Source organism: Pseudobacillus sp. FSL P4-0506, from assembly GCF_038003025.1.
Classification (GTDB): Bacteria; Bacillota; Bacilli; order Bacillales; family Domibacillaceae; genus Pseudobacillus.
In genome coordinates this window covers 4,260,111-4,281,503 of sequence record NZ_JBBOOI010000001.1, presented here as the reverse complement: position 1 = coordinate 4,281,503, position 21,393 = coordinate 4,260,111, and the positions used below count along the sequence as shown (strand labels likewise).

At 41.1% G+C, this 21,393-nt stretch carries 19 protein-coding genes; 15 read left to right on the top strand and 4 right to left on the bottom strand.

Annotated elements, in window-relative coordinates; genetic code table 11:
- The first annotated feature begins 132 nt into the window (after positions 1–132).
- A complete protein-coding gene (gene hmpA / locus MKZ02_RS21550; protein WP_340856186.1) occupies positions 133–1,341 on the top strand; it encodes an NO-inducible flavohemoprotein in 1,209 nt (402 codons plus the stop codon).
- 61 nt (positions 1,342–1,402) lie between these two features.
- Here hmpA and MKZ02_RS21545 read toward each other — a convergent pair whose 3' ends face one another.
- Positions 1,403–3,418: a bifunctional diguanylate cyclase/phosphodiesterase gene (locus tag MKZ02_RS21545; protein WP_120036349.1), complete on the bottom strand. Its 2,016-nt coding sequence runs from the start codon at positions 3,416–3,418 to the stop codon at positions 1,403–1,405.
- Positions 3,419–3,653: 235 nt separating this feature from the next.
- Between MKZ02_RS21545 and motA the strand changes: the two genes are divergently transcribed.
- The 4 genes from motA (at position 3,654) to MKZ02_RS21525 (ending at position 7,302) form a co-directional block, all read left to right on the top strand.
- Positions 3,654–4,445: a flagellar motor stator protein MotA gene (gene motA / locus MKZ02_RS21540; RefSeq protein WP_120036350.1), complete on the top strand. Its 792-nt coding sequence runs from the start codon at positions 3,654–3,656 to the stop codon at positions 4,443–4,445.
- A complete protein-coding gene (gene motB, locus MKZ02_RS21535; RefSeq protein ID WP_340856183.1) occupies positions 4,438–5,211 on the top strand; it encodes a flagellar motor protein MotB in 774 nt (257 codons plus the stop codon). Before motA ends, motB begins: the two co-directional genes overlap by 8 nt.
- 105 nt (positions 5,212–5,316) lie before the next feature.
- A complete protein-coding gene (locus MKZ02_RS21530) occupies positions 5,317–6,699 on the top strand; it encodes an alanine/glycine:cation symporter family protein (RefSeq protein ID WP_340856181.1) in 1,383 nt (460 codons plus the stop codon).
- Positions 6,700–6,780: 81 nt separating this feature from the next.
- Positions 6,781–7,302, top strand: coding sequence for a type 1 glutamine amidotransferase domain-containing protein (locus MKZ02_RS21525; protein ID WP_340856179.1), 522 nt, complete (start codon positions 6,781–6,783; stop codon positions 7,300–7,302).
- A 31-nt stretch (positions 7,303–7,333) separates the two neighbouring features.
- On the opposite strand, the gene MKZ02_RS21520 is transcribed toward MKZ02_RS21525, so the two are convergent.
- A complete protein-coding gene (locus MKZ02_RS21520) occupies positions 7,334–7,555 on the bottom strand; it encodes a DUF1128 domain-containing protein (protein ID WP_120036353.1) in 222 nt (73 codons plus the stop codon).
- A gap of 113 nt (positions 7,556–7,668) precedes the next feature.
- Complete coding sequence (locus MKZ02_RS21515; RefSeq protein ID WP_340856176.1) at positions 7,669–9,027, bottom strand: alanine/glycine:cation symporter family protein; 1,359 nt, start codon at positions 9,025–9,027, stop codon at positions 7,669–7,671.
- 482 nt (positions 9,028–9,509) lie between these two features.
- On the opposite strand from MKZ02_RS21515, the gene MKZ02_RS21510 reads away from it, so the two are divergent.
- From MKZ02_RS21510 to MKZ02_RS21500, 3 genes are all read left to right on the top strand, one after another.
- Positions 9,510–9,860, top strand: coding sequence for a hypothetical protein (locus MKZ02_RS21510; RefSeq protein ID WP_340856175.1), 351 nt, complete (start codon positions 9,510–9,512; stop codon positions 9,858–9,860).
- A gap of 11 nt (positions 9,861–9,871) precedes the next feature.
- Positions 9,872–10,705, top strand: coding sequence for a YihY/virulence factor BrkB family protein (locus tag MKZ02_RS21505; protein WP_259455703.1), 834 nt, complete (start codon positions 9,872–9,874; stop codon positions 10,703–10,705).
- A 469-nt stretch (positions 10,706–11,174) separates the two neighbouring features.
- Positions 11,175–12,533, top strand: coding sequence for an IS1182 family transposase (locus MKZ02_RS21500; protein WP_120032260.1), 1,359 nt, complete (start codon positions 11,175–11,177; stop codon positions 12,531–12,533).
- 133 nt (positions 12,534–12,666) lie between these two features.
- Here MKZ02_RS21500 and MKZ02_RS21495 read toward each other — a convergent pair whose 3' ends face one another.
- Complete coding sequence (locus MKZ02_RS21495) at positions 12,667–14,583, bottom strand: heavy metal translocating P-type ATPase (protein WP_340856173.1); 1,917 nt, start codon at positions 14,581–14,583, stop codon at positions 12,667–12,669.
- A gap of 294 nt (positions 14,584–14,877) precedes the next feature.
- On the opposite strand from MKZ02_RS21495, the gene MKZ02_RS21490 reads away from it, so the two are divergent.
- The 7 genes from MKZ02_RS21490 to pdaA all read left to right on the top strand — a co-directional run bounded on the left by MKZ02_RS21490 (position 14,878) and on the right by pdaA (position 21,351).
- Positions 14,878–15,264 (top strand): OsmC family protein, encoded by a 387-nt coding sequence (locus tag MKZ02_RS21490; protein WP_340856171.1) that lies wholly within the window; start codon positions 14,878–14,880, stop codon positions 15,262–15,264.
- A gap of 91 nt (positions 15,265–15,355) precedes the next feature.
- Positions 15,356–16,408 carry a calcium/proton exchanger gene (cax, locus tag MKZ02_RS21485; protein ID WP_120036356.1) on the top strand — a complete coding sequence of 351 codons (1,053 nt, stop codon included), beginning with the start codon at positions 15,356–15,358 and terminating at the stop codon, positions 16,406–16,408.
- Between the two features lie 109 nt (positions 16,409–16,517).
- On the top strand, positions 16,518–17,318 hold the full coding sequence (locus MKZ02_RS21480; RefSeq protein ID WP_340856469.1) for a YfkD family protein: 801 nt from the start codon (positions 16,518–16,520) through the stop codon (positions 17,316–17,318).
- Positions 17,319–17,438: 120 nt separating this feature from the next.
- Complete coding sequence (locus MKZ02_RS21475; protein ID WP_182917094.1) at positions 17,439–17,615, top strand: SE1561 family protein; 177 nt, start codon at positions 17,439–17,441, stop codon at positions 17,613–17,615.
- A 139-nt stretch (positions 17,616–17,754) separates the two neighbouring features.
- A complete protein-coding gene (locus MKZ02_RS21470; RefSeq protein WP_120036357.1) occupies positions 17,755–19,296 on the top strand; it encodes a fumarate hydratase in 1,542 nt (513 codons plus the stop codon).
- Between the two features lie 166 nt (positions 19,297–19,462).
- Positions 19,463–20,488, top strand: coding sequence for a 1,4-dihydroxy-2-naphthoate polyprenyltransferase (locus tag MKZ02_RS21465; RefSeq protein WP_406909398.1), 1,026 nt, complete (start codon positions 19,463–19,465; stop codon positions 20,486–20,488).
- 74 nt (positions 20,489–20,562) lie between these two features.
- On the top strand, positions 20,563–21,351 hold the full coding sequence (gene pdaA, locus MKZ02_RS21460) for a delta-lactam-biosynthetic de-N-acetylase (protein ID WP_340856170.1): 789 nt from the start codon (positions 20,563–20,565) through the stop codon (positions 21,349–21,351).
- Positions 21,352–21,393 lie beyond the last annotated feature (42 nt).

Here is a 21,393-nt window from a genome sequence, read left to right as displayed (position 1 = left end):
TACGTGAGGAATCAAAGAATGTGAACATTTTATTACACAAATCAAAAAGCGTTGATTTGATCGCAAAAAAGGATTATAAATAAGATGTATTTAAAATACATCTTTTAAAACTATCTTATTGGAGGGCTTAATATGCTATCCCAAAAAACTATTGATATCGTGAAATCTACAGCTCCTGTACTTGAAGTAAAAGGGAAGGAAATTACTACCCATTTTTATCGAACAATGTTTCAAGACCATCCGGAACTTTTGGATATATTCAACCATGCCAATCAGGAAAAAGGCCGTCAGCAAACAGCACTGGCCAATACTGTGTATGCGGCAGCAAAATATATTGACCAATTGGAAGTGTTGATTCCCGCCGTTAAGCAAATTGCTCATAAACACCGTAGTTTGGCAATTAAACCGGAGCATTATCCGATCGTTGGTGAATATTTATTAAAAGCAATTAAAGAAGTTCTGGGTGACGCAGCGACAGATGACATTATCAATGCGTGGGCAGAAGCATATGGGGCTATCGCAAAAGTGTTTATCGATACAGAAGCCCAACTGTACAATGAGGCAAGTGAACAGCCAGGAGGCTGGTTAGACTTTAAAGAATTTAAAGTTGCAGACAAAGTAGAAGAAAGCTCTCTTATTACGTCTTTTTACTTAAAGCCAAAGGATGGCGTGCAGCTACCAACTTTCCACCCAGGACAATATATTACTGTCAAGCTTCACATCCCTGGTGAAGAACATATTGTTAATCGACAGTACAGCTTATCAGCCGCCCCTAATGGTGAGTACTATCGTATCTCTGTAAAACGCGAGGCAGATCATCAGCCGGAAGGAAAAGCGTCTAACTACTTGCATGATCACGTAAATAAAGACGACATCATAGAAGTAAGTGCACCTGCCGGAGACTTTTATCTTGATGTAGACAATAAGGCACCAGTTGTATTAATCAGTGGAGGAGTTGGAATTACTCCAACAATGAGCATGCTTGAAACACTTGCAGCAAACAACAGCAAACGTGAAATCGTCTTTATCCATGCTGCACGTAACGAAGAAGTACATGCTTTTAAAGAGCATACTAAACAATTGGTAAGTGAACTAGAAAACGCTCGGGCATATGTGGCATACGGAGAGAAAAAGAAGGAGCAGACCATTTGCGATGTGGAAGGACATATTAGTGTAGACTTCTTAAAAGAAGTTGTTCCTTCAAACAGCATCTGCTATGTTTGTGGTCCAGTGCCATTTATGGGAGCCGTTATTGGACATTTAAGCAAAAATGGCATTCCAGAAGAGCAAATTAAATTTGAATTCTTCGGGCCAGCGGTTCAGCTCCAGCAAGCACAATAATCTAAAGAAAAAAGCCGGACTTCCTAAGTCCGGCTTTTTTCTTTACACAGTTTTTCTCTATTTATACAGCGCGGAATTTTTTGAAGAATTCATCTAATTCCTGTGCTTTTAATGGCTTGCTAATATTGTAGCCTTGTATCTCATCACAATTTAACGAAATAAGCGTTTGTAACTGTTCTTTTGTTTCTACTCCTTCTGCCACAATATGCAGCCGAAACAATTTTCCCAAATTAATGATCATTTGAACGAGTGCTTTTCCTTCCGGAGAAGTATTAATATCATCAATAAAGGACTTATCAATTTTTAATGAGTGAATGGGCAACTTCTTTAAGTAAGTCAGTGAGGAAACCCCCGTACCAAAATCGTCAAGAGCAATAGAAATACGATCAGCTTTCAGACGCTCAATCACACTCACTGCTGTATCAAGATTTTCCATAATCGATGTTTCAGTAATTTCTAATTCCAAGTGTTTGCTATCTAAGTTATATTTTTTCAATATGCTTGTGACTGTTCGATGTAAGGCATCAGACAGAAACATAGGAGCGGAAATATTTACAGCTATCTTTTCAAGCGGGTGGTTATTGTTTCTCCATTCTTTCATTTGTCTGCATGCTTCATTTAAAATCCACTCCGTCAGTTCAGTAATAAAACCATTTTTTTCAGCAATAGGAATGAAGATGGAAGGCGGAACAAAGCCGAATAATGGGCTAGTCCAGCGAACAAGCACTTCGGCGCTCATAATCTTTTTCTGTTTCACATTATATTTAGGCTGATAGCATAAGTAAAATTCGTTGTTCTGCAGCGCTTCTCTAAAACTCATAGCTATTTGCCTTTCTTTTTCGTTATCATGCGTTGTCGGAGTGTAAACGACGATTTGATTTTTGCCATTCCGTTTAGCAAAGTATAAGGCTTTTTCCGCTGCGGCATTTAACTGTTCGAATGTGATGCCATGGGCCGGAGCAAAAGAGATGCCGGCAGAGGCTGTCACGGTAACTGGATGTCTATTAATCACAAACGGATCAGATAGCTTGTTGAGCAAGTTTTTTGCTTTTTCCAGCGCCTGCTGTTCGGTGTACTCTTCAATGAAAAGTACGGTAAATTTGTTTCCTTCCATTCGGCTTAATAATCCTTCAGCGGGGATGAGCAATTCAAGCCGATTGGAAAAAGCCTTCATTAGCAAGTTGCCATTTGTAAACCCGAACGTTTCGTTTACCCACATAAAGTTATCAATATCCAGCATGATTAACATGATTGATTTTTGTTGTTCCTTTAAATAAGAATCAGCGGTCACTTGAAGTTTCCGACGATTGGGCAAATCAGTCAGGTCATCATAATAAGCGAGTCGCATGGCGGTTTGTTGATCAAAAACAGCGATAGCTAGGAAAAAGATAAAGAGCAGGCCTAGCATAAAGAGAACGAGAAGAATGAGCGGCATGGGCTGTTCAACATGATGGCCATTATTAGTAAGGTGGCTTGCCATTGAAAAGTTGGCTGCTTTCATACCAGTGTAATGCATACTGGCAATCCCGAGTCCCATTATTGTGCTTGCGATCAATTTATAAGAAAGTTTTTTCTTTTTGTTAAGCGAATAAAAAATATATAGTGACGCATAGGAAACCATGGCTGCTATGACGATGGACAAGAGGACGAGAGGCAATTGATAAGAAATGCTCGCATGCATTTTCATCGCGCTCATTCCCAAATAATGCATAGCTGCAATGGACAAACCGATAAGAAGGCCAGCGATTACAATAGTTCTGGTTTTTATTACTCTGTTATGGAGGGTGTAAAAAGCGATGCCCGAAGCTCCCGCCGCTGGGATCATTGATAGAAGAACCAATCCGATGTCATAATTAACATCAACTGGCAAGGAAAAAGCCAGCATGCCAATAAAGTGTACGGACCAGACGGTTAAGCCCATAGATATAGCAGCAAGAGATATCCACGAACTTCTCTTTTGACCACCAGAGGAAGTAATCCGTTCATTTAAATTTAACGTAACAAAAGATCCAAAAATGCCAATGATGATGGAAAGAAGAACGATGTCGCCTTGATAAAACTCTGATAAAGTTTTCATTTTATAGACCGTCTTTCTTTGTTTTTAGAATAATAAATAAAAATCTAGTAATAGCCAAAAAAATAGAACATTTCCTGTAAATATTCGACAAAAATATACGATATATGTATAGTATCGACTTTCTTTTTCTTTTATTAAGTCTTTTTACCTGCAAAATACTTATGAAAATGAATACAAAAAATTTTTTTTAAACCGATATTAGATATACAAAAATAAAAATACAGGGTGAATGAGAATGGATAAAAGTACAATTATAGGAATTATTCTTGGTGTTATCGCTGTTGGGGTAGGGATGGTGTTTAAAGGGGTCAGTCCAACAGTATTAATTAATCCGGCCGCACTTTTAATCATTTTACTTGGAACTGTCGCAACTATTGTGATCGCTTTTCCATCGAGTGAATTAAAAAAGCTGCCTAAGCTTTTCGGCATTATTTTTAAGAATAGAGAAATCATGTCTCCGCAAGAAGTCATCCGGCAATTCACTGGATGGGCAGAACTTGCAAGAAAAGAAGGATTGCTTGCTCTTGAGTCAAAGGTGAATGAAGTGGATGAACCATTTTTGAAGAATGGATTGAGCTTAGCTGTCGATGGACAAAATGCGGATTATATTCGTGATGTGATGAATGAGGAGCTTTCTGCAATGGAAGAACGGCATAATGCTGGGGCGAGCATGTTTGTTCAGGCAGGAACGTATGCACCAACACTTGGGGTACTTGGAGCAGTTATCGGTTTAATTGCAGCTCTTGGTAATATGAATGATACAGAAACGCTTGGACATGCTATTTCAGCTGCTTTCGTAGCAACCCTATTAGGGATATTTACCGGTTACGTGCTTTGGCATCCGTTCGCCAATAAGTTAAAGCGGAAGTCTAAACAAGAAATAAAAGTAAAAGAAATGATGATAGAAGGAGTTCTCTCTATTTTGGAAGGCGAAGCTCCGCGAGTGCTTGAGCAAAAGCTATCTTCTTACTTGCCTGCAGAGGAAAAGCGGAAACTAATTGAAGAAAGCGGCGAGCAAAATGGGTAAGCGAAAGAAACATCAAGAGCATGAACACATGGATGAATCGTGGCTCTTGCCTTATGCTGACTTGTTGACGCTGCTGCTCGCTTTATTTATCGTTTTATTTGCAATGAGTTCTGTAGACGCGAAAAAGTTTCAGCTTGTTTCCCAAGCATTTAACACGGCTTTTCAAGGAGGAACAGGCGTGATGGATTATCCGGAGTTATCCCCGCCTGAAACAACTTCTCAAAGTAAGTCTAATGATAAACAGTTGTCAGGATTAAAAGAACAGGATAAGAAAGAACTGGCTCACATGCAGCAGAAAATTAATCAATATATCGTAGATAATAAGCTGCAGAATAAAGTAGAAACAGTGTTAAGTGGAGAAGGTCTTTTGCTGCGTATACGGGACAATGTGTTGTTTAATTCGGGTGTAGCTGAAATTAGGGAAGAGGATAAAAAAGCAGCGAGAGAGATTTCTAGACTGTTAGAAATGGATTTGCCCCGCATGGTTATTATTAGCGGACATACCGACAACATTCCGATCAAAACAGCAGAGTTTGAATCAAACTGGGAGTTGAGTGCGATGAGAGCAGTCAACTTTATGAAAGTCATATTAGAAAATAACAAGCTTGATCCACGCCTATTTAGTGCAAAAGGATACGGTGAATACCAGCCGATTGCTTCAAATGAAACAGAAGCGGGCAGAACAAAGAACCGCCGTGTAGAAATATTAGTATTGCCGCAAGGAGAAACAGAAAATAACCAGCAAGTTCCCGCTTCAAAAAACTGAGCCAATCTATTGGTTCAGTTTTTTTGTGTTTATGGAAAATTAGGAAGGGTATAGGAAAACGGTGAAATATACATACATAGAGTAAATAGGTGAAGGAGGCGCATTTTGGATAATTTTATTGCAGGGGTAGAAAAGTTTTCGGGATGGCTATGGGGAGTACCTTTAATAGCTTTGTTAACAATTTCAGGTATTTTCATGACAATAAAACTAGGTTTCTTTCAATTTAGATATCCGCTTTATATTTTTCAGCAAACGTTAGGCAGCATTTTAAAAAAGCCAAAAGGCGAAGGTACGGTCACACCTTTGCAAGCTTTGACATCTGCTTTGTCCTCGACCATTGGAGCTGCAAACATCGTCGGCGTTCCAGCGGCGATTATGTTTGGTGGCCCGGGGGCTGTTTTCTGGATGTGGGTGATTGCTGTTATTGGCATGGCTATTAATTTCTCTGAAAGTGTATTATCTGTCCATTATCGAGAAAAAAATGAAGAAGGAGAATTTGTTGGTGGCCCGATGTATTATATGACGAAAGGGCTGAATATGAAATGGCTGGGTGTGTGGTTTTCCTTCGCCTTAATGATTGAGCTGATTCCGAGCATTATGGTGCAAGGGAACTCAGTAGCTTCCACTATCTCGCAAACATTTAAGATTGACGGCCTTTATACAGGTATTGTGATGGCCGTGATTACTGGACTTGTTGTATTTGGAGGCATTAAGAGAATTGGCCGTGTAACAGAAATCTTTGTTCCTTTTATGGCGCTTTTTTATGTGGGAGGAGCTCTTGTCGTGCTGGCTTTAAATATTGACCAAGTGCCAACAGTTATTTCGTTGATTTTTTCTCATGCGTTTCAGCCGATGTCAGCTGTTGGCGGTTTTGCAGGAGCAGCGGTAGCTGAAACCATTCGCTGGGGATTTGCCAGAGGACTGTATTCGAATGAGGCAGGGCTAGGAACAACACCGATTGCTCACGCAGCAGCCCAAACGGATCACCCGGTGCGCCAAGGGTTTTGGGCTATCATCGGCATTGTCATCGATACGCTTGTTGTCTGTTCAGCGACAGCCTTTGTCGTGCTGTCAACAGGTGTATGGAAACAGGCAGGAGCTCTCGATGACCCATCGGCTTTAACGACGATTGCTTTTAAGGAAAGCTTTGGAGCCTTTGGAGGATTCCTTGTGACAGCTTCATTGATCTTTTTCGTTTTATCTACCGTTATCGTGGTCGTCTTTTATGGATCTAAGCAAGCGGAATTTTTATTTAACTTAAAAGCAGCACAAGCGATTAAAGTTATTTATTTGGCCGCAATCATTTTAGGGGCTGTCGGTGCGGCAAAAACAATATGGTCATTCCTTGACTTGGCGCTCGCTGCCATTCTGCTGCCTAATATTATTGCCGTGCTCCTTCTGAGCGGAAAAGTCAAAGAATTAAAAAATGAATTCTTTGAATCGGAGAAGTATTACTTAAAAGATGTGAAGAAAAAGAAGATCAGCTAAACCAGATGGCTGCTTTTATGTTTATCTCTGCAGAAAGAGGGAACATACAAAAGCGTATAAAAAATGAAAGGGGTTTTCTCATTGAGTAAAAAAATTGCTGTATTAGTAACAGACATGGTGGAAGATTCCGAATACACAGAACCGGTGAATGCATATAAAGAAGCCGGCCATGAGGTTGTTACTATTGAAAAAGAAGCAGGAAAAGCAGTAAAAGGAAAACAAGGAGAAGCAACCATCGCCATTGATAAGGGAATTGATGATGTAAGCCCAAGTGACTTTGACGCGCTGCTAATTCCGGGGGGCTTTTCACCAGACCAGTTGCGAGCAGATGATCGCTTTGTAAATTTTGCGAAAGCCTTCATGGATGAGAAAAAACCGGTGTTTGCTATTTGTCACGGTCCGCAGCTGCTTATCACGGCCAAATCGTTGGAAGGCAGAAGTGCTACAGGATATAAGTCGATTAAAGTAGATATGGAATATGCAGGTGTTACTTACAAGGATGAGGAAGTGGTTGTTTGTCAAGATCAGCTTGTCACAAGCCGCACACCTGATGACATTCCCGCTTTCAATAGAGAGTCGTTGAAGCTTCTTGCAAAAGAATAAATGGAGAGAAGGCCGGTAAACTACCGGCTTTTTATTTTCGTAAACTACCAAGTTCTTCAGCAATAGCTTGCATTTCACTTGGGCTGAAGTTACTTTTGCGGTTCACTAACTCATAAATTTCCTTTAAATCCTCATAAGAAGATTCGCTGAAGTGATCCGGTTTAATAGCGCCGACATTTACCATGCGTAATTTTGTTGTGATTTGCTCTAGCATGTATTCAATATTTTCAGGGGATTTGACAGATAGATCCACGTTCTTTTCACCCTCTCCAGTAATTTGATAACATCATTTCACTTTTCATTTAGTTTGTCAATCAACTATTTAAAAAAACAGACTTTTAAAAAAGTCTGTTTTTTTATGCTTTGTTAAGCAGCCGCTTTCTTTTCTTTTTCTTCCTTGATGGCTTTTAATACATTTTTTGTTTCGTGAATGACTACTCCAGATAGGCCGATGATACCAACCAGGTTAGGGAAGGCCATTAATCCATTCATAATATCGGCAAATGTCCAAACTAGTTCGAGACTTGTTACTGCCCCGATGAAGACCGCTAATACAAAGACCAGCCGATAGTATTTAACAACCTTTTTGCTAAATAGGTAGGAGAAACATTTCTCTCCATAGTACGACCAGCCGATGATGGTAGAAGAAGCAAAGAACAGCAGGCCAAGAGCGACTACGTAAGAGCCTGCCGGACCAAGGAAGGATTCAAAGGATACAGTTGTCAGTTCGCTTCCTTCCAATCCCTGATCATATTGTCCAGCCATCACAATGGTTATTCCTGTGATGGAACAAATTAAAATAGTATCAATAAACACTTGAGTCATAGAGACGAGAGCCTGGCGAGCAGGCATGTCTGTTTTTGCTGCCGCTGCTGCAATCGGGGCAGAGCCGAGACCTGCTTCATTAGAGAATACCCCACGAGCCACACCGTAACGGATAACTGCACCAATCGCACCTCCTGCTACAGCTTCACCGGTGAAAGCATCTGAGAAAATTAGACCTAGGGCTGCTGGAATGCCACCTAAGTTTGTCAGCAGGATAACAAGGCCTGCGATCAAATAGAACGCTGCCATAATTGGCACAAAAAAAGCAGTCACTTTACCGATGCTTTTAATGCCGCCTAATAAAACAAGGGCAGTAAAGATAAGTAAAACAATTCCTGTAATGAATGGAGATACATTAAACGTATTTTTTACCACGCCGGCCACTGCATTGGCTTGTACTAGATTCCCGATACCAAAAGCAGCAACGGCACCGAATAAAGCGAACAGGATGCCCAGCCATTTTTGATTTAATCCCCGTTCGAGATAATACATTGGACCGCCGGACATTTCTCCGTCTGGGTCTTGGACGCGGTACTTTACGGCGAGTACAGCCTCTGCATATTTCGTAGCCATGCCAAAGAATGCACTCAACCACATCCAGAAGACAGCTCCAGGGCCTCCCATTAATACAGCGGTCGCTACCCCAACGATATTTCCAGTTCCAACCGTTGCTGCGAGCGCTGTCATTAAAGCTTGGAAGTGAGAGATATCACCTTCAGATTGCTTATCCTGGCTTTTGCTAAATGCAAGTTTAAGAGAATAAGGCAGTAATCTGAGCTGTAAAAAGCCAATACGTACGGTCAAATAAATTCCAGTTCCAACTAAAAGAATTAGCAGAGGCGGTCCCCAAATGTAACCACTAATAGTGTTCATGATACCAAGTAATTTTTCCTGAGCCATATTATCCCCTCCTTCTCCCTCATTATATAAAAATGCCTAGAAAAGAGTAGTCAGTATTTAAAAAATATTTAAAAAATAGAAACTTTTGTTAAATGAAACAAACAAAAGTTGGTTGAATTGTGAAAAATCATTTACTGATAGTATGTTAGCGCTAAAGAGCGATTTAAAAAGAAGGAAAAGAGTCATCCACTAAAGAATAGGGTCATGGTACTCTTATATAGACGAACAATGAGTCAGCCTGCTTTCAAGAGCCCTGTTTCTTACGAATGATGTTTTGTTATTTTACAAAAGGGGAATTGATAGAGCATGAGAATAATGAAAATGCTACAGCCCAAGTAAGAATGGAAAGGGAACATTCTTTATTCTTAAAGGATAAGCGATGAAAGTGTACTTGCGAGCAAGCAGATGACCAGTTCGGATAATTTGTCAGCCATGATTCTGCTGATACAATTAGTTTAGTTGTGAAAGAAAGGATGATGAAAATGGGAAAAGGTAAATTTTTTACAAAGGTAGGCATTGGCGCAGCAATTGGAGGCGCTATTGCTTTAATGGACCGTCAGACAAGAGAGGAGATGAAGGAGTGGGCCATCTATTTATTTGAGATGGCAAAAGACCCTGAAAGCTTATCTGCTTCCTCTAAAGAAATTGTAAATCGAGCAAAGGAAACAGCTCAGCAAATTAGCGAGGACGTTAGTTACATTCGTGGAAAAGTCGACAGTTTACGCGATCTGACACCTGAGGTAAAAGATCTTGTGGATGAGACAAAGAGCACTTTTCTTCCTGATGAAGAAAGCGCATCCGGTGCAGCAGGAAAAACTTCAGTAACGCACTAGGAGGCGATTATTTGTCCGACAACAAGATAGGGTTAAAGATTTTTTCAAAGCATTTGCTGAAAAGAATACAACAATCTGATGTTCCGGACACTGCTGCACAAATGTCGTACTACTTTCTGCTATCGCTCTTTCCATTGTTAATTTTTGCTGTAACCCTGCTGGCTTACTTGCCTATTAGCCAGCAGGATATGTTTCTTTTGGTTCGCGATTATGCCCCTGGCGATACAGTAGAAACCATTCAAAATACATTGAATGAAGTGTTGCAAAATGGAAATGGCGGTTTGCTTTCCTTCGGGGTAATCGCCACTCTCTGGTCAGCTTCTAAAGGGATGAATGCTATCATTAAAGGGTTAAATCATGCATACAACGTAGACGAGACAAGACCGTTCTACAAGGTGAGGGGCATGTCTGTTTTATTAACAGTCGGTTTAATTTTTGTGATAGCGGCTGCCTTAATCTTACAGGTATTCGGGAAGCAAATCGGACTGTTCGCATCTGACTATTTAGGCCTGTCCGATGAGTTTCTAAAGCTTTGGAACTGGCTACGCTGGCTGATTTCTCCTCTGTTGATTTTTGGAGTATTTGTTGGTTTGTATTATTTGGCTCCGAACATTAGTGTCAAATGTTTAACCGTTTTGCCGGGAGCCATCTTTGCTGCTGTTGGCTGGATTGTCGTTTCATTAGGTTTTTCTTTTTATGTCAATAATTTTGGCAATTACTCAGCCACATATGGAAGCATTGGAGCCATCATTGTCATGATGATTTGGTTTTATCTGTCAGCGATGATTATCCTTATTGGCGGAGAAATCAATGCCTTGAAAAACGACTTAGCTGGCGATTGTTAATGAAGAGTCTGCTTACCCTTTACTGTTGGTAGGCGGGCTTTTTTAATGGGCTTTGCTCATAAATGAATTTTTTCTGCTCACCATCCATAAAAGTATAGACGTAACATTTGGATAGGAATCATCACTGATAAATGGCCTTTTGCACTGATTGAGTCAATAAAAAAAACGTTCAGCAAGCTGAACGTTTCAGACTGTAGACAAACTCAATGAAATTCTAGAGTTTGTCTACAGTCCTTTTTATTTTGCTTGTGAATGGGGGCTGTTGATTTCCATTCCAGGCGCTTCGCTTTCCGCGGGGCGGGCGGTGAGCCTCCTCGCCGCGAAAGCGCCTGCGGGGTCTCACCTGTCCCGCTGATCCCGCAGGAGTCTTTGCGCCATCCATTTCAATCAACAGGGGTTACAAAGTTAGAGTAGCCGTACAACCATACCTGTTTTAAAATAAATAGATCAAACACTTGAGGTGAGAAAGATGCTTTCGAAAAACAATCCAATCCAACGGAATCAAATAGAAATGATCGCTCTAGACCAGCTTGTACCAGAGAATCACCTGGTCCGTAAAATGGAGGCAGCGATGGATTTCTCTTTTATTTATGACTTGGTGGAAGGATTGTATGCGGAAGTGGGCCGCCCAAGCATTGATCCAATTATTTTAATTAAACTAACATTTATCCAATATGCCTTTGGCATTCGATCCATGCGCAAGACGATCGAGGAAGTGGAAACGAATATGGCCTACCGCTGGTTTCTCGGTTATGGATTCCATGATAAAGTGCCGCATTTCTCTACCTTCGGTAAGAACTACGAGCGTCGCTTTAAAGATACCGACCTGTTTGAACAGATCTTCTATCGTATCTTAAAAATAGCTGCCGAGAAAAAGCTCATTAGTGCGGAGCACGTTTTTGTGGATTCCACTCATGTAAAAGCTAGCGCGAATAAGCGTAAATTTGAAAAGAAAATGGTTCGCAAAGAAACACGCGCGTATCAGGAACGCCTCCAAGAAGAGATTAATCAGGACCGAGAGGATCATGGAAAAAAGCCGTTCCCGCCAGATAAGTTCGATAAAGAAGAAACGAAAGAAATCAAGGAAAGTACAACCGATCCGGACAGTGGCTACTACGTTAAAGACGAACGAACCAAACAATTTGCCTATTCCTTTCACGCGGCCGCAGACCGTAAGGGATTCGTAATTGGCACAATGGTCACACCAGGCAACACACATGACAGCCAAATCTTAGAGCCGTTAATGGAGAAAGTGATAGAAAAGGTAGGAAAACCTAAAGCTGTTGGTGCAGACGGAGCTTACAAAACACCTGCCATTGCCAGTTATTTAATGGAAAACGGCATGACACCTGCTTTGCCTTATACACGGCCGCGCACAAAAGAGGGCTTCTTCAGAAAGCATGACTATGTGTACGATGAACATTTTGACTGTTACCTTTGTCCGGCAGGGGAAGTATTGAATTACTCAACGACGAATAAGGAAGGCTATCGTGAATACAGATCACCCAAACAGGTTTGTACCTCCTGCCCTTTTTTAGCTAAATGCACGGAAAGCAGAGATCATCAAAAAGTGGTGACACGCCATATTTGGCAGAAATATATGGAAGAGGCCGACCATCTTCGCCACCACGAAGAAGTTAAAGCGATTTATGCGGAGCGAAAAGAAACGATTGAGCGTGTATTCGCAGATGCAAAAGAAAAGCATGGCATGCGTTGGACAACGTTAAGGGGACTTAAAAAATTGTCGATGCAAGCGATGCTTACTTTCGCTGCCATGAATCTCAAGAAAATGGCCAGCTGGACTTGGCGAGAACCAGAAATGGCTTAAATGATGACCTCGGAGAGGTCTATCTTTCTCTCGAAGGGCTTTAAAACTACCGAAAAATCAAAAGGGGTTCGGAATAAGACTATTCCGAACCCCTTTTGTCGACAAACTGAAACGTTCAGCAAGCTGAACGTTTTTAAGACCGCAAGAGACGCAGTCCGTTTAAGATAACGAGAATAGTGCTGCCTTCGTGCCCGATAACGCCAAACGGTAAGTCAAGCACTTGGAAGAAGTTGGAAATGATAAGCAGCATAATGACTGATATGGAAAAGATCACATTTTGCTTAACGATCCGTTGCATTTTTTTTGATAAGCGAATGGCTTCAGCAATTTTAGGCAAGTCATTTTTCATCAGGACGATATCTGCTGTTTCCATCGCCACATCTGAGCCTTCTCCCATAGCAATCCCAATGTTTGCGGTAGCTAGAGCGGGAGCGTCATTAATGCCGTCTCCAACCATTGCGACAGTATCATAATCTTGAATTAACTTTTTTAGTTGATCTACTTTCTGCTCCGGCAAACATTCAGCAATGAAGGTGTCTAAGTGTGCTTCCTTAGCAATCGCTCTTGCTGTTGTTTCATTGTCGCCTGTCAGCATAATAGTGTGAATGCCTTCTTGATGGAGAAGCTCTAAAGCCTGTTTTGTGTCTTCCCGTATTAAGTCCTTCAAAGCAATAACCGCTGCAATTCCATATTCATCTCCTACAAAAACAGTTGTTTTTCCAGAAGAGGCAAGTTCATTCGCTTTGCCGCCATGGAAAGCGAGTGCGGCTTCCCGGTCAATAAAATCAGCTTTCCCGATCTTCCATTGTTTTCCCTTAACAGTTCCTTTGACTCCCCAACCGGCTGCATCTTCCAACTCATCTGGTGCAGAATAAGCGACATTTTTTTCTTGGGCAAATCGAATGATCGCCTGAGCGAGTGGGTGATTGGACTGACTTTCGATCGAAGCAACAGCACTAAGCAATTCATTCTCTGCTAGACCTTCGCGGACAACTACATCTGTTACCTCAGGTTTCCCTTTTGTAAGGGTACCGGTTTTATCAAAAGCAATCGCTTTTAAATTGTTCAGGTTTTCTAAATGAACGCCGCCTTTAAATAAAATGCCACGGCGAGCTCCGTTAGAAATCGCTGAAAGTGTCGCCGGCATAATTGAAGCGACGAGCGCACATGGAGAAGCGACAACGAGAAGGACCATGGCTCGATAAAAGGTTTCTGTCCAGCTCCAGCCAAGGGTAAAATGAGGTAAAAACATCATTAAACCAACCGCTGCCAATACAATTTTTACATATTTGCCTTCAAATTTCTCGATAAATAGTTGGGAAGGTGACTTTTCACTTTGGGCAGATTGAACAAGTTGGATGATTTTTTGAAAAAGTGTCTCGCTTGCAGGCTTTGTTACTTCAATATAAATAGATCCAGTAATGTTCACAGTACCTGCGAATACTTCTCCGTTTTGCTGTTTAGAAACGGGGATTGATTCCCCGGTTATAGCAGCCTCATCAATCGTTGTCTGTCCCTTTGAGATTAGGCCATCTGCAGGAATGCGCTCTCCCGGTTTTACAAGGATTAAATCTCCAACTGCAAGAGAAGACACGTGAACTTTTTCTTCCGTGCCATTTTTGATCAATAAGGCTTCTTCCGGCTGAATTCCCATTAAGGAAGAAATTTCTTTTTGGCTTTTATTCATTGTATAAGTTTCGAGTGCTCCACTAAGAGCAAAAATGAAAATTAAGATAGCTCCTTCTGTCCAATAACCGATAATAGCTGAGCCGATGGCAGCAAAAATCATGAGCATTTCTACATTCAGCTCTTTCTCGGCAATCGTTTCTTCAATCCCTTCTTTTGCTTTGGCAAAACCGCCGATAATAAAGGCGATCATATAAATTGGAACGGCTGCAGAATGAACGCCGTTTTTATCTAAGAGCCATCCAGCTAAAATCAATACACCGCTTAAAAGAGCTGCTATCAGTTCGGCGTGAGGTTTTATGGAAGAAATCCAGAGCGCTTCTTCTTGATGTCCGGCCTCTAAAGCTTTTGCTTGCATATTCATGATAATATTCCTCCTTAATTGATATTTCCTCTTTCCAATTGAGAATAGTAATCAAATTCACTTTTCTTTTGATTAATGAAAAACATTCTCATTAGTTTTAAAATAAGGTTTTTTATTCAAATGTAGTTTTATTATTAATTTATAATAATTATAATTAAGGTTATATTAACATAGCCGTGCTTAAAAATAAAGAGTAATATCTTTTTTTAATGCTTCATCAAACATTTGTTCAGAGATAGATGTTTCGCTGCAAATAATTTAAAATAAGGTAGATGATTGCAGAGAGGTGAAAAAATGAAATTTCGAATGAAGGAAGGCGGATTTACAGCCGATCTACCTTACGGACAGCTTGATGTCTCTGGTGATGAGCTGTATGGATTTCGTCCTTATCAACTACTAACCGCGTCTATAGCTGTTTGCAGCGGAGGTGTTCTGCGAAAGATTCTTGAGAAAAAAAGAATGCACGTAGAGGACATTGAAATTAACACGAAGGTCTATCGGAACGAACAAGAGGCAAGCCGGATTGAAAAAGTAGAAGTTCACTTTATTATTAAAGGAAAAGAGCTAGCAGAGGGACAAATAAAAAAAGCGATGGAGCTGACGAGAAAGAACTGTTCAATGGTACAATCGGTTATCCCTGCCATTGAAGTAGTCGAAACTTTTGAAATTATCCAATCTTAATAACTACCTCAACTAGCGTTAGGAAATGAGAAAATGGGGTATCTTGATTAAAAACCTGTATTTATTTTTCTAACGGAAAAGAGGTCAGCTTATGGGTAAGATATTTGGAATTATGGTGCTGATTGGAGTCCCGCTGTCTGTAGCTGGATCACTTATGCACTGGCCGACATTAATGATGTTCGGCATCTATTGTTTAACGATAATTGCTTTATCAAGTTATATGGGCAGAGCCACAGAAAGCCTTGCGATTATTACGGGCCCAAGAATTGGCGGATTGTTGAATGCCACTTTTGGAAATGCAGTCGAATTGATCATTTCGATTTTTGCTTTACAAGCTGGGTTGATCGGAGTGGTTCTGGCTTCTTTAACCGGTTCTGTATTAGGGAACTTGCTGCTTGTTGCCGGGCTATCATATTTTATGGGAGGCCTTAAGTACAAACGCCAAAAATTTAATGAGCATGATGCTCGTCATAACTCGGGGCTTTTAATATTTGCTGTTATTGTAGCGTTTGTCATTCCTGAAATTTTTTCAAGAGGCATGAGCGACTCAGAGACCCTTTCTTTAAGTGTAGGAATTTCTATTATTATGATTGTTCTTTATCTGGCTGCTTTATTTTTTAAGCTTGTTACACACCGTGGAGTATATACCGGTCAGTCAGAAGAAACCACTCAACATGAAGAACCGGAATGGTCCAAGGGGAAAGCCATAGCTGTATTGCTTCTGGCTACACTTGCTGTTGCCTATGTATCAGAAAATTTAGTGCATACGTTTGAAGAGGTTGGAAAGAGTTTTGGCTGGTCAGAGTTGTTTATCGGGATCATCATTGTGGCCATTGTTGGAAATGCTGCAGAGCATGCTTCAGCTGTGTTGATGGCAATGAAGAATAAAATGGATGTAGCTGTAGAGATAGCTGTTGGCTCAACCTTGCAAATTGCCATGTTTGTTGCGCCGATACTTGTTTTACTCTCGTTAATGTTTGAGACGTCCATGCCGCTTGTTTTTACAATCCCTGAGCTGGTAGCCATGGTAACAGCAGTATTTTTATCGATCGTTCTCTCGAATGATGGAGAAACAAACTGGTTCGAAGGCCTAACGCTTCTCGCTGCTTATTTTATTATGGGAATAGGTTTTTATCTATTATAGATAAAAAAGCTGTGTAAGTGATTCACTTACACAGCTTTTTTATTGTTAGGCGGATAAGTTGAAAAGCCAAGAGCAAACTAAGCAAAAGAAATAGGGAGGATAGAATGTGATGAAGTGGAGTCGTTTACTTTTGTGCCTACTCATTGCCATTATATATACAGGAAATCCGCCGCTTGCTTTGGCAGAAAAAAAGGAGAAAGTCTTTAACGAGAAAATGCCTGACTCGGTCAAAAACATTGCACGTGAAAATACTTTTTTAAATGAGGAAGAAGAACTGTCTCAGTTACAACCCAGTGAATTAACGAAAGAGCTGTTAAGCACTTCGCCAACAAAAATTACGAATCCTTTGCTTGTTCGTATGTTGAATGAATCATCCATTAAAAAATCGCCATTTGCTTTCGGATCCAGAGTGTCGATTTATCTCGGTGAATGGCCGCTTGCCTACCATTCAAAGGAAACAAGCGCTAACTGGCAATATCAAAAAATTAACACAAACTTTTATGACAATCGCGGTGGCAAGACCAATTATCAAATCCACTATGTTCAGGAAGCACACAAAGTAATAAAAGGTGGTTTATCTGCCAAACTGCCCAAAACAGAAGAAGTCCAACAAATGATTTTAAAAGAGGCAATCGACAAAACCGGCTGGCCGTTGTCTTATACAACAGCGATTGGAGCCGGAACAAAACAGAATGAGGTGTACAACGTACCTCCTAAAACGGCCGGTTACTTATATGGATTTGCCCCTGCAATAAATGAAAGAGGGATCATCACTTACGGGGAAGTCTATCTTGTCGTGTCAGGATGGAAACGAGCCATTGTTGTGAAAAATGTAAGCTCCAAACCAATCAGTGCATGGATTCCGGTTAAAAACCATGTATCATTTAGTTATAAATCCGTACAGCAGTAATGAACAAAAATTTTTAAGCGCAACTATCTTTTTCGCAGGAAATAATTGAATTAAACGGCTGAATCCTTTACGATGGAAGGCAAGCGACAAAAGAAAAATATACAGGAGTGCTAATCGAATATGAAGCCCATCATCGATAAAGAATCACAAATTAGCTACTTAAAGCAGCGTTTAAATATGTTTATGGAAGTTCTTGATGCCATCGAGCCAGAGGAAACAAAGATCGAAGACATTGACCGCCTTCTTGAAATGATTGACGATATTGAAGAGAAGTGTGAACAATTTAAAAGCAGATAAATAAAAAGAACCAGCCAAGAGGCTGGTTCTTTTTATTAGTCTTAAGTTCTCCTTTAAAACAACAAAATTCAGCAGTATAATAAAAAAAGTATGGCAATGCAAAGAGATACATAAAGAGTGAGTGGAGAGGGGAAAGATCATGAATTTGGAAAAGTTCCAACAAAGTATGTACGAGTTGATTGTCGAAACATCAACTAATTTGCCGAAAGATGTGCGTCGCGCAGTTAAAGCAGCCGCCGTGCGTGAAAATGCTGGCACAAGCGCAGCGATGAGCCTTAATACCATTACAAATAATATTCAGATGGCAGATGAAAATATTTCTCCCATTTGTCAGGATACAGGTATGCCGACGTTTAAAGTAAAAACACCCGTGGGCGTTAACCAATTAGAAATTAAAGAAGCCATTTATCAGGCAATGATTGAAGCGACAAAAAACGGAAAACTTCGTCCTAACTCGGTTGATTCATTGACAGGAGAAAATAGCGGTGACAATTTAGGACCAGGCACGCCGGTTATTAAGTTTGAACAATGGGAAAAAGATTATATTGATGCCCGCTTGATTCTAAAAGGCGGCGGCTGTGAGAATAAAAATATTCAATACAGTCTCCCTTGTGAACTTGAAGGCCTTGGAAAAGCGGGGCGCGACCTGGACGGTATCCGTAAGTGTATTATGCACTCCGTTTATCAAGCTCAAGGGCAAGGGTGCAGTGCCGGATTTATCGGTGTGGGCATCGGCGGTGATCGTACAACAGGCTATGAGCTGGCGAAAGAGCAGCTTTTCCGCCGTGTTGACGATGTGAACCCTAACGAAAGTCTGCGTCAGTTGGAAGAGTATGTGATGAAGCACGCGAATGAGCTTGGTATTGGCACAATGGGATTCGGCGGTGAAACGACTTTACTAGGCTGTAAAGTTGGCGTCATCAACCGTTTGCCTGCTAGCTTTTTTGTATCAGTTGCCTATAACTGCTGGGCTTTCCGTCGCTTAGGTGTACAAATTGATGCGGCAACAGGAGAAATCCAAGAGTGGTTCTATCAAGATGGAGAAGAAATTACATTTGACTCTTCTCAGCCAGAGTCGGAAGAGACAAAATCAGAAAGCCGTACATTTACGTTAACTGCACCAATTACAGAAGAGCAAATCCGTGAACTTAAAGTAGGAGATGTGGTGAAAATCACGGGAAGAATGTACACAGGCCGTGATGCGATCCATAAATACCTAATGGATCATGATGCACCGGTTGATTTAAATGGCCAGGTTATTTATCACTGTGGCCCGGTTATGCTGAAGGATGAGCAGGGGGAATGGCACGTAAAAGCGGCCGGACCAACTACTTCGATTCGCGAGGAGCCTTACCAAGGCGACATTATGAAGAAGTTTGGTATTCGTGCTGTCATCGGTAAAGGCGGCATGGGACCGAAAACACTTGCTGCTTTGAAAGAGCATGGTGGTGTGTACTTGAACGCGATCGGCGGAGCCGCTCAATATTATGCAGATTGTATTAAGTCAGTAGACGGCGTTGATTTAATGAACTTTGGTATTCCGGAAGCGATGTGGCATCTCCAAGTAGAGGACTTTACAGCTGTGGTGACGATGGATTCACACGGCAATAGCCTTCACGCGCATGTAGATAAATCTTCCTTGGAAAAGCTTTCTCAATTTAAAGAGCCAGTCTTTAGCTGATCATTTGATCGACCCCCTCCTGTTTTACTGAAAATAGGAGGGGGCAGAGTGCAAAGAAAATTTATTTCCATTCTTCAGATTGAGACTCCCTATTCAGGGAGTCTTTTTATACTGGAAGGACTGCTCCCTCTTTTTGGCTTTAGCAGGATAACTTTCCGGTGGAATCATGAAAAAGCTCGCCATTTATGTCGTTTTTTCGGTTATAATGAAAGTTGTTTATTTAAATTTATTATCCGAAGTTGAGAGGAAGAGAGGAATGAATCAAGAATATACAACACAAAAATCTGGTAATGCTCAAAAGCAGAGCACAGGTAAAATATTATGGCAGTTAACTCGGCCCCACACTTTAACCGCATCATTTGTGCCTGTTTTAATCGGAACGGTGCTGGCCATGTTTTATACAAAGGTGGACATCTGGCTGTTCTTAGCGATGCTCTTCGCATGCCTATGGATTCAAATCGCGACAAATTTATTTAATGAATACTATGACTTTAAACGGGGATTAGATACCGAGGAGTCTGTTGGTATTGGCGGTGCCATTGTACGACACGGGATGCAGCCAAGAACGGTTTTGCAGCTGGCACTAGGCTTTTATGCATTGGCTCTTTTATTGGGAGTATATATATGTGTGAGCAGCAGCTGGTGGCTGGCGTTGATTGGATTAGGCGGAATGGCAGTTGGTTACTTATATACAGGCGGCCCGCTTCCAATTGCTTATACACCATTTGGAGAACTTTTCTCCGGTTTGTGCATGGGTTCTTTTTTTATACTGATTTCTTTCTTCATCCAGACGGGTGTTGTGAATACGCAAAGCATCATCATCTCCATTCCTATTGCCATTCTTGTAGGCGCCATCAATCTTTCCAATAATATCCGCGATATTGAAGAGGATAAAAAAGGCGGAAGGAAAACCTTGGCGATTTTGATGGGACATGAAAAAGCGGTATACTTTTTAGGCTTTTTGTTTGCTGTCGCATACGTGTGGATTGTTGGTTTAGTGGTATTTGATGATGTTAGCCCTTGGCTGTTCTTAATCTTTTTAAGCCTTCCAAAACCTATTCAAGCCATCAAAGGATTCTTAGGAGAGAAGGCGCCTAAGCGGACCGGTCTGGCCATGAAAGCGACCGCTCAAACAAATACATTCTTTGGCTTCTTGCTGTCTATTGGCTTGTTTATCAGCTATTTTTGGTGAAAATTAACTCGATAAAAGGTGGATATTTTTCTTTTTAAAACTGAAACTAGAGGAAAAAGCAAAGGAAGATGATGATGAAGAAGTGGATCATGTACAGCTCGTTTGCTGTTTTATTTTTCTTTAGTTTCGCTTATCCTGCCATGTCGGCTTCCAATCAGGCCATTCACTGGGGATTCAAAAAAGGCTCCGATGGACAGCAGGCGGAAGCGGGCCGGGAGCTCGATAAGTTATTAGCTGACCATGGCGCCTTTTATAAGGGCAGCGCCAAAGAAAAAGTGCTGTATTTGACGTTTGATAATGGCTATGAAAACGGCTATACGAAAAGCGTCCTAGATACATTAAAGAAAGAGAACGTGCCTGCTGCTTTTTTTATTACAGGCCATTATTTAAAAAGCGCGCCTGATCTTGTCAAGCGGATGAACAAGGAAGGCCATATTATCGGCAACCATTCATGGCATCATCCTGATTTAACGCAGGTGAGTGATGAGAAGCTGAAAGAAGAGCTCGCGCTCGTGAAAAAGGAAACGGCCCGGATAACCAAACAAAAACAAATGACATATCTTCGGCCACCGCGCGGAATTTTCAGTGAGAGAACGTTAAAGGTTGCGCGGGAAGAAGGATACACACACGTGATGTGGTCGCTTGCTTTCGTTGATTGGCAAACAAACAACCAAAAAGGCTGGCAATATTCTTATGACAACATTATGAAGCAGATCCATCCGGGGGCTGTTTTGCTGCTTCACACTGTTTCAAAAGACAATGCCGAGGCTCTTCCCAAAGCAATTAAAGATTTGAAAAAGCAAGGATACCGCTTTGAGAGCCTGGATGATTACCGTAAAAAACAAAAAAGAATTTCGGCATAGGGCTGCTGCGGCAGTCCTGTTTTTTCGTTATAATGAGGGATA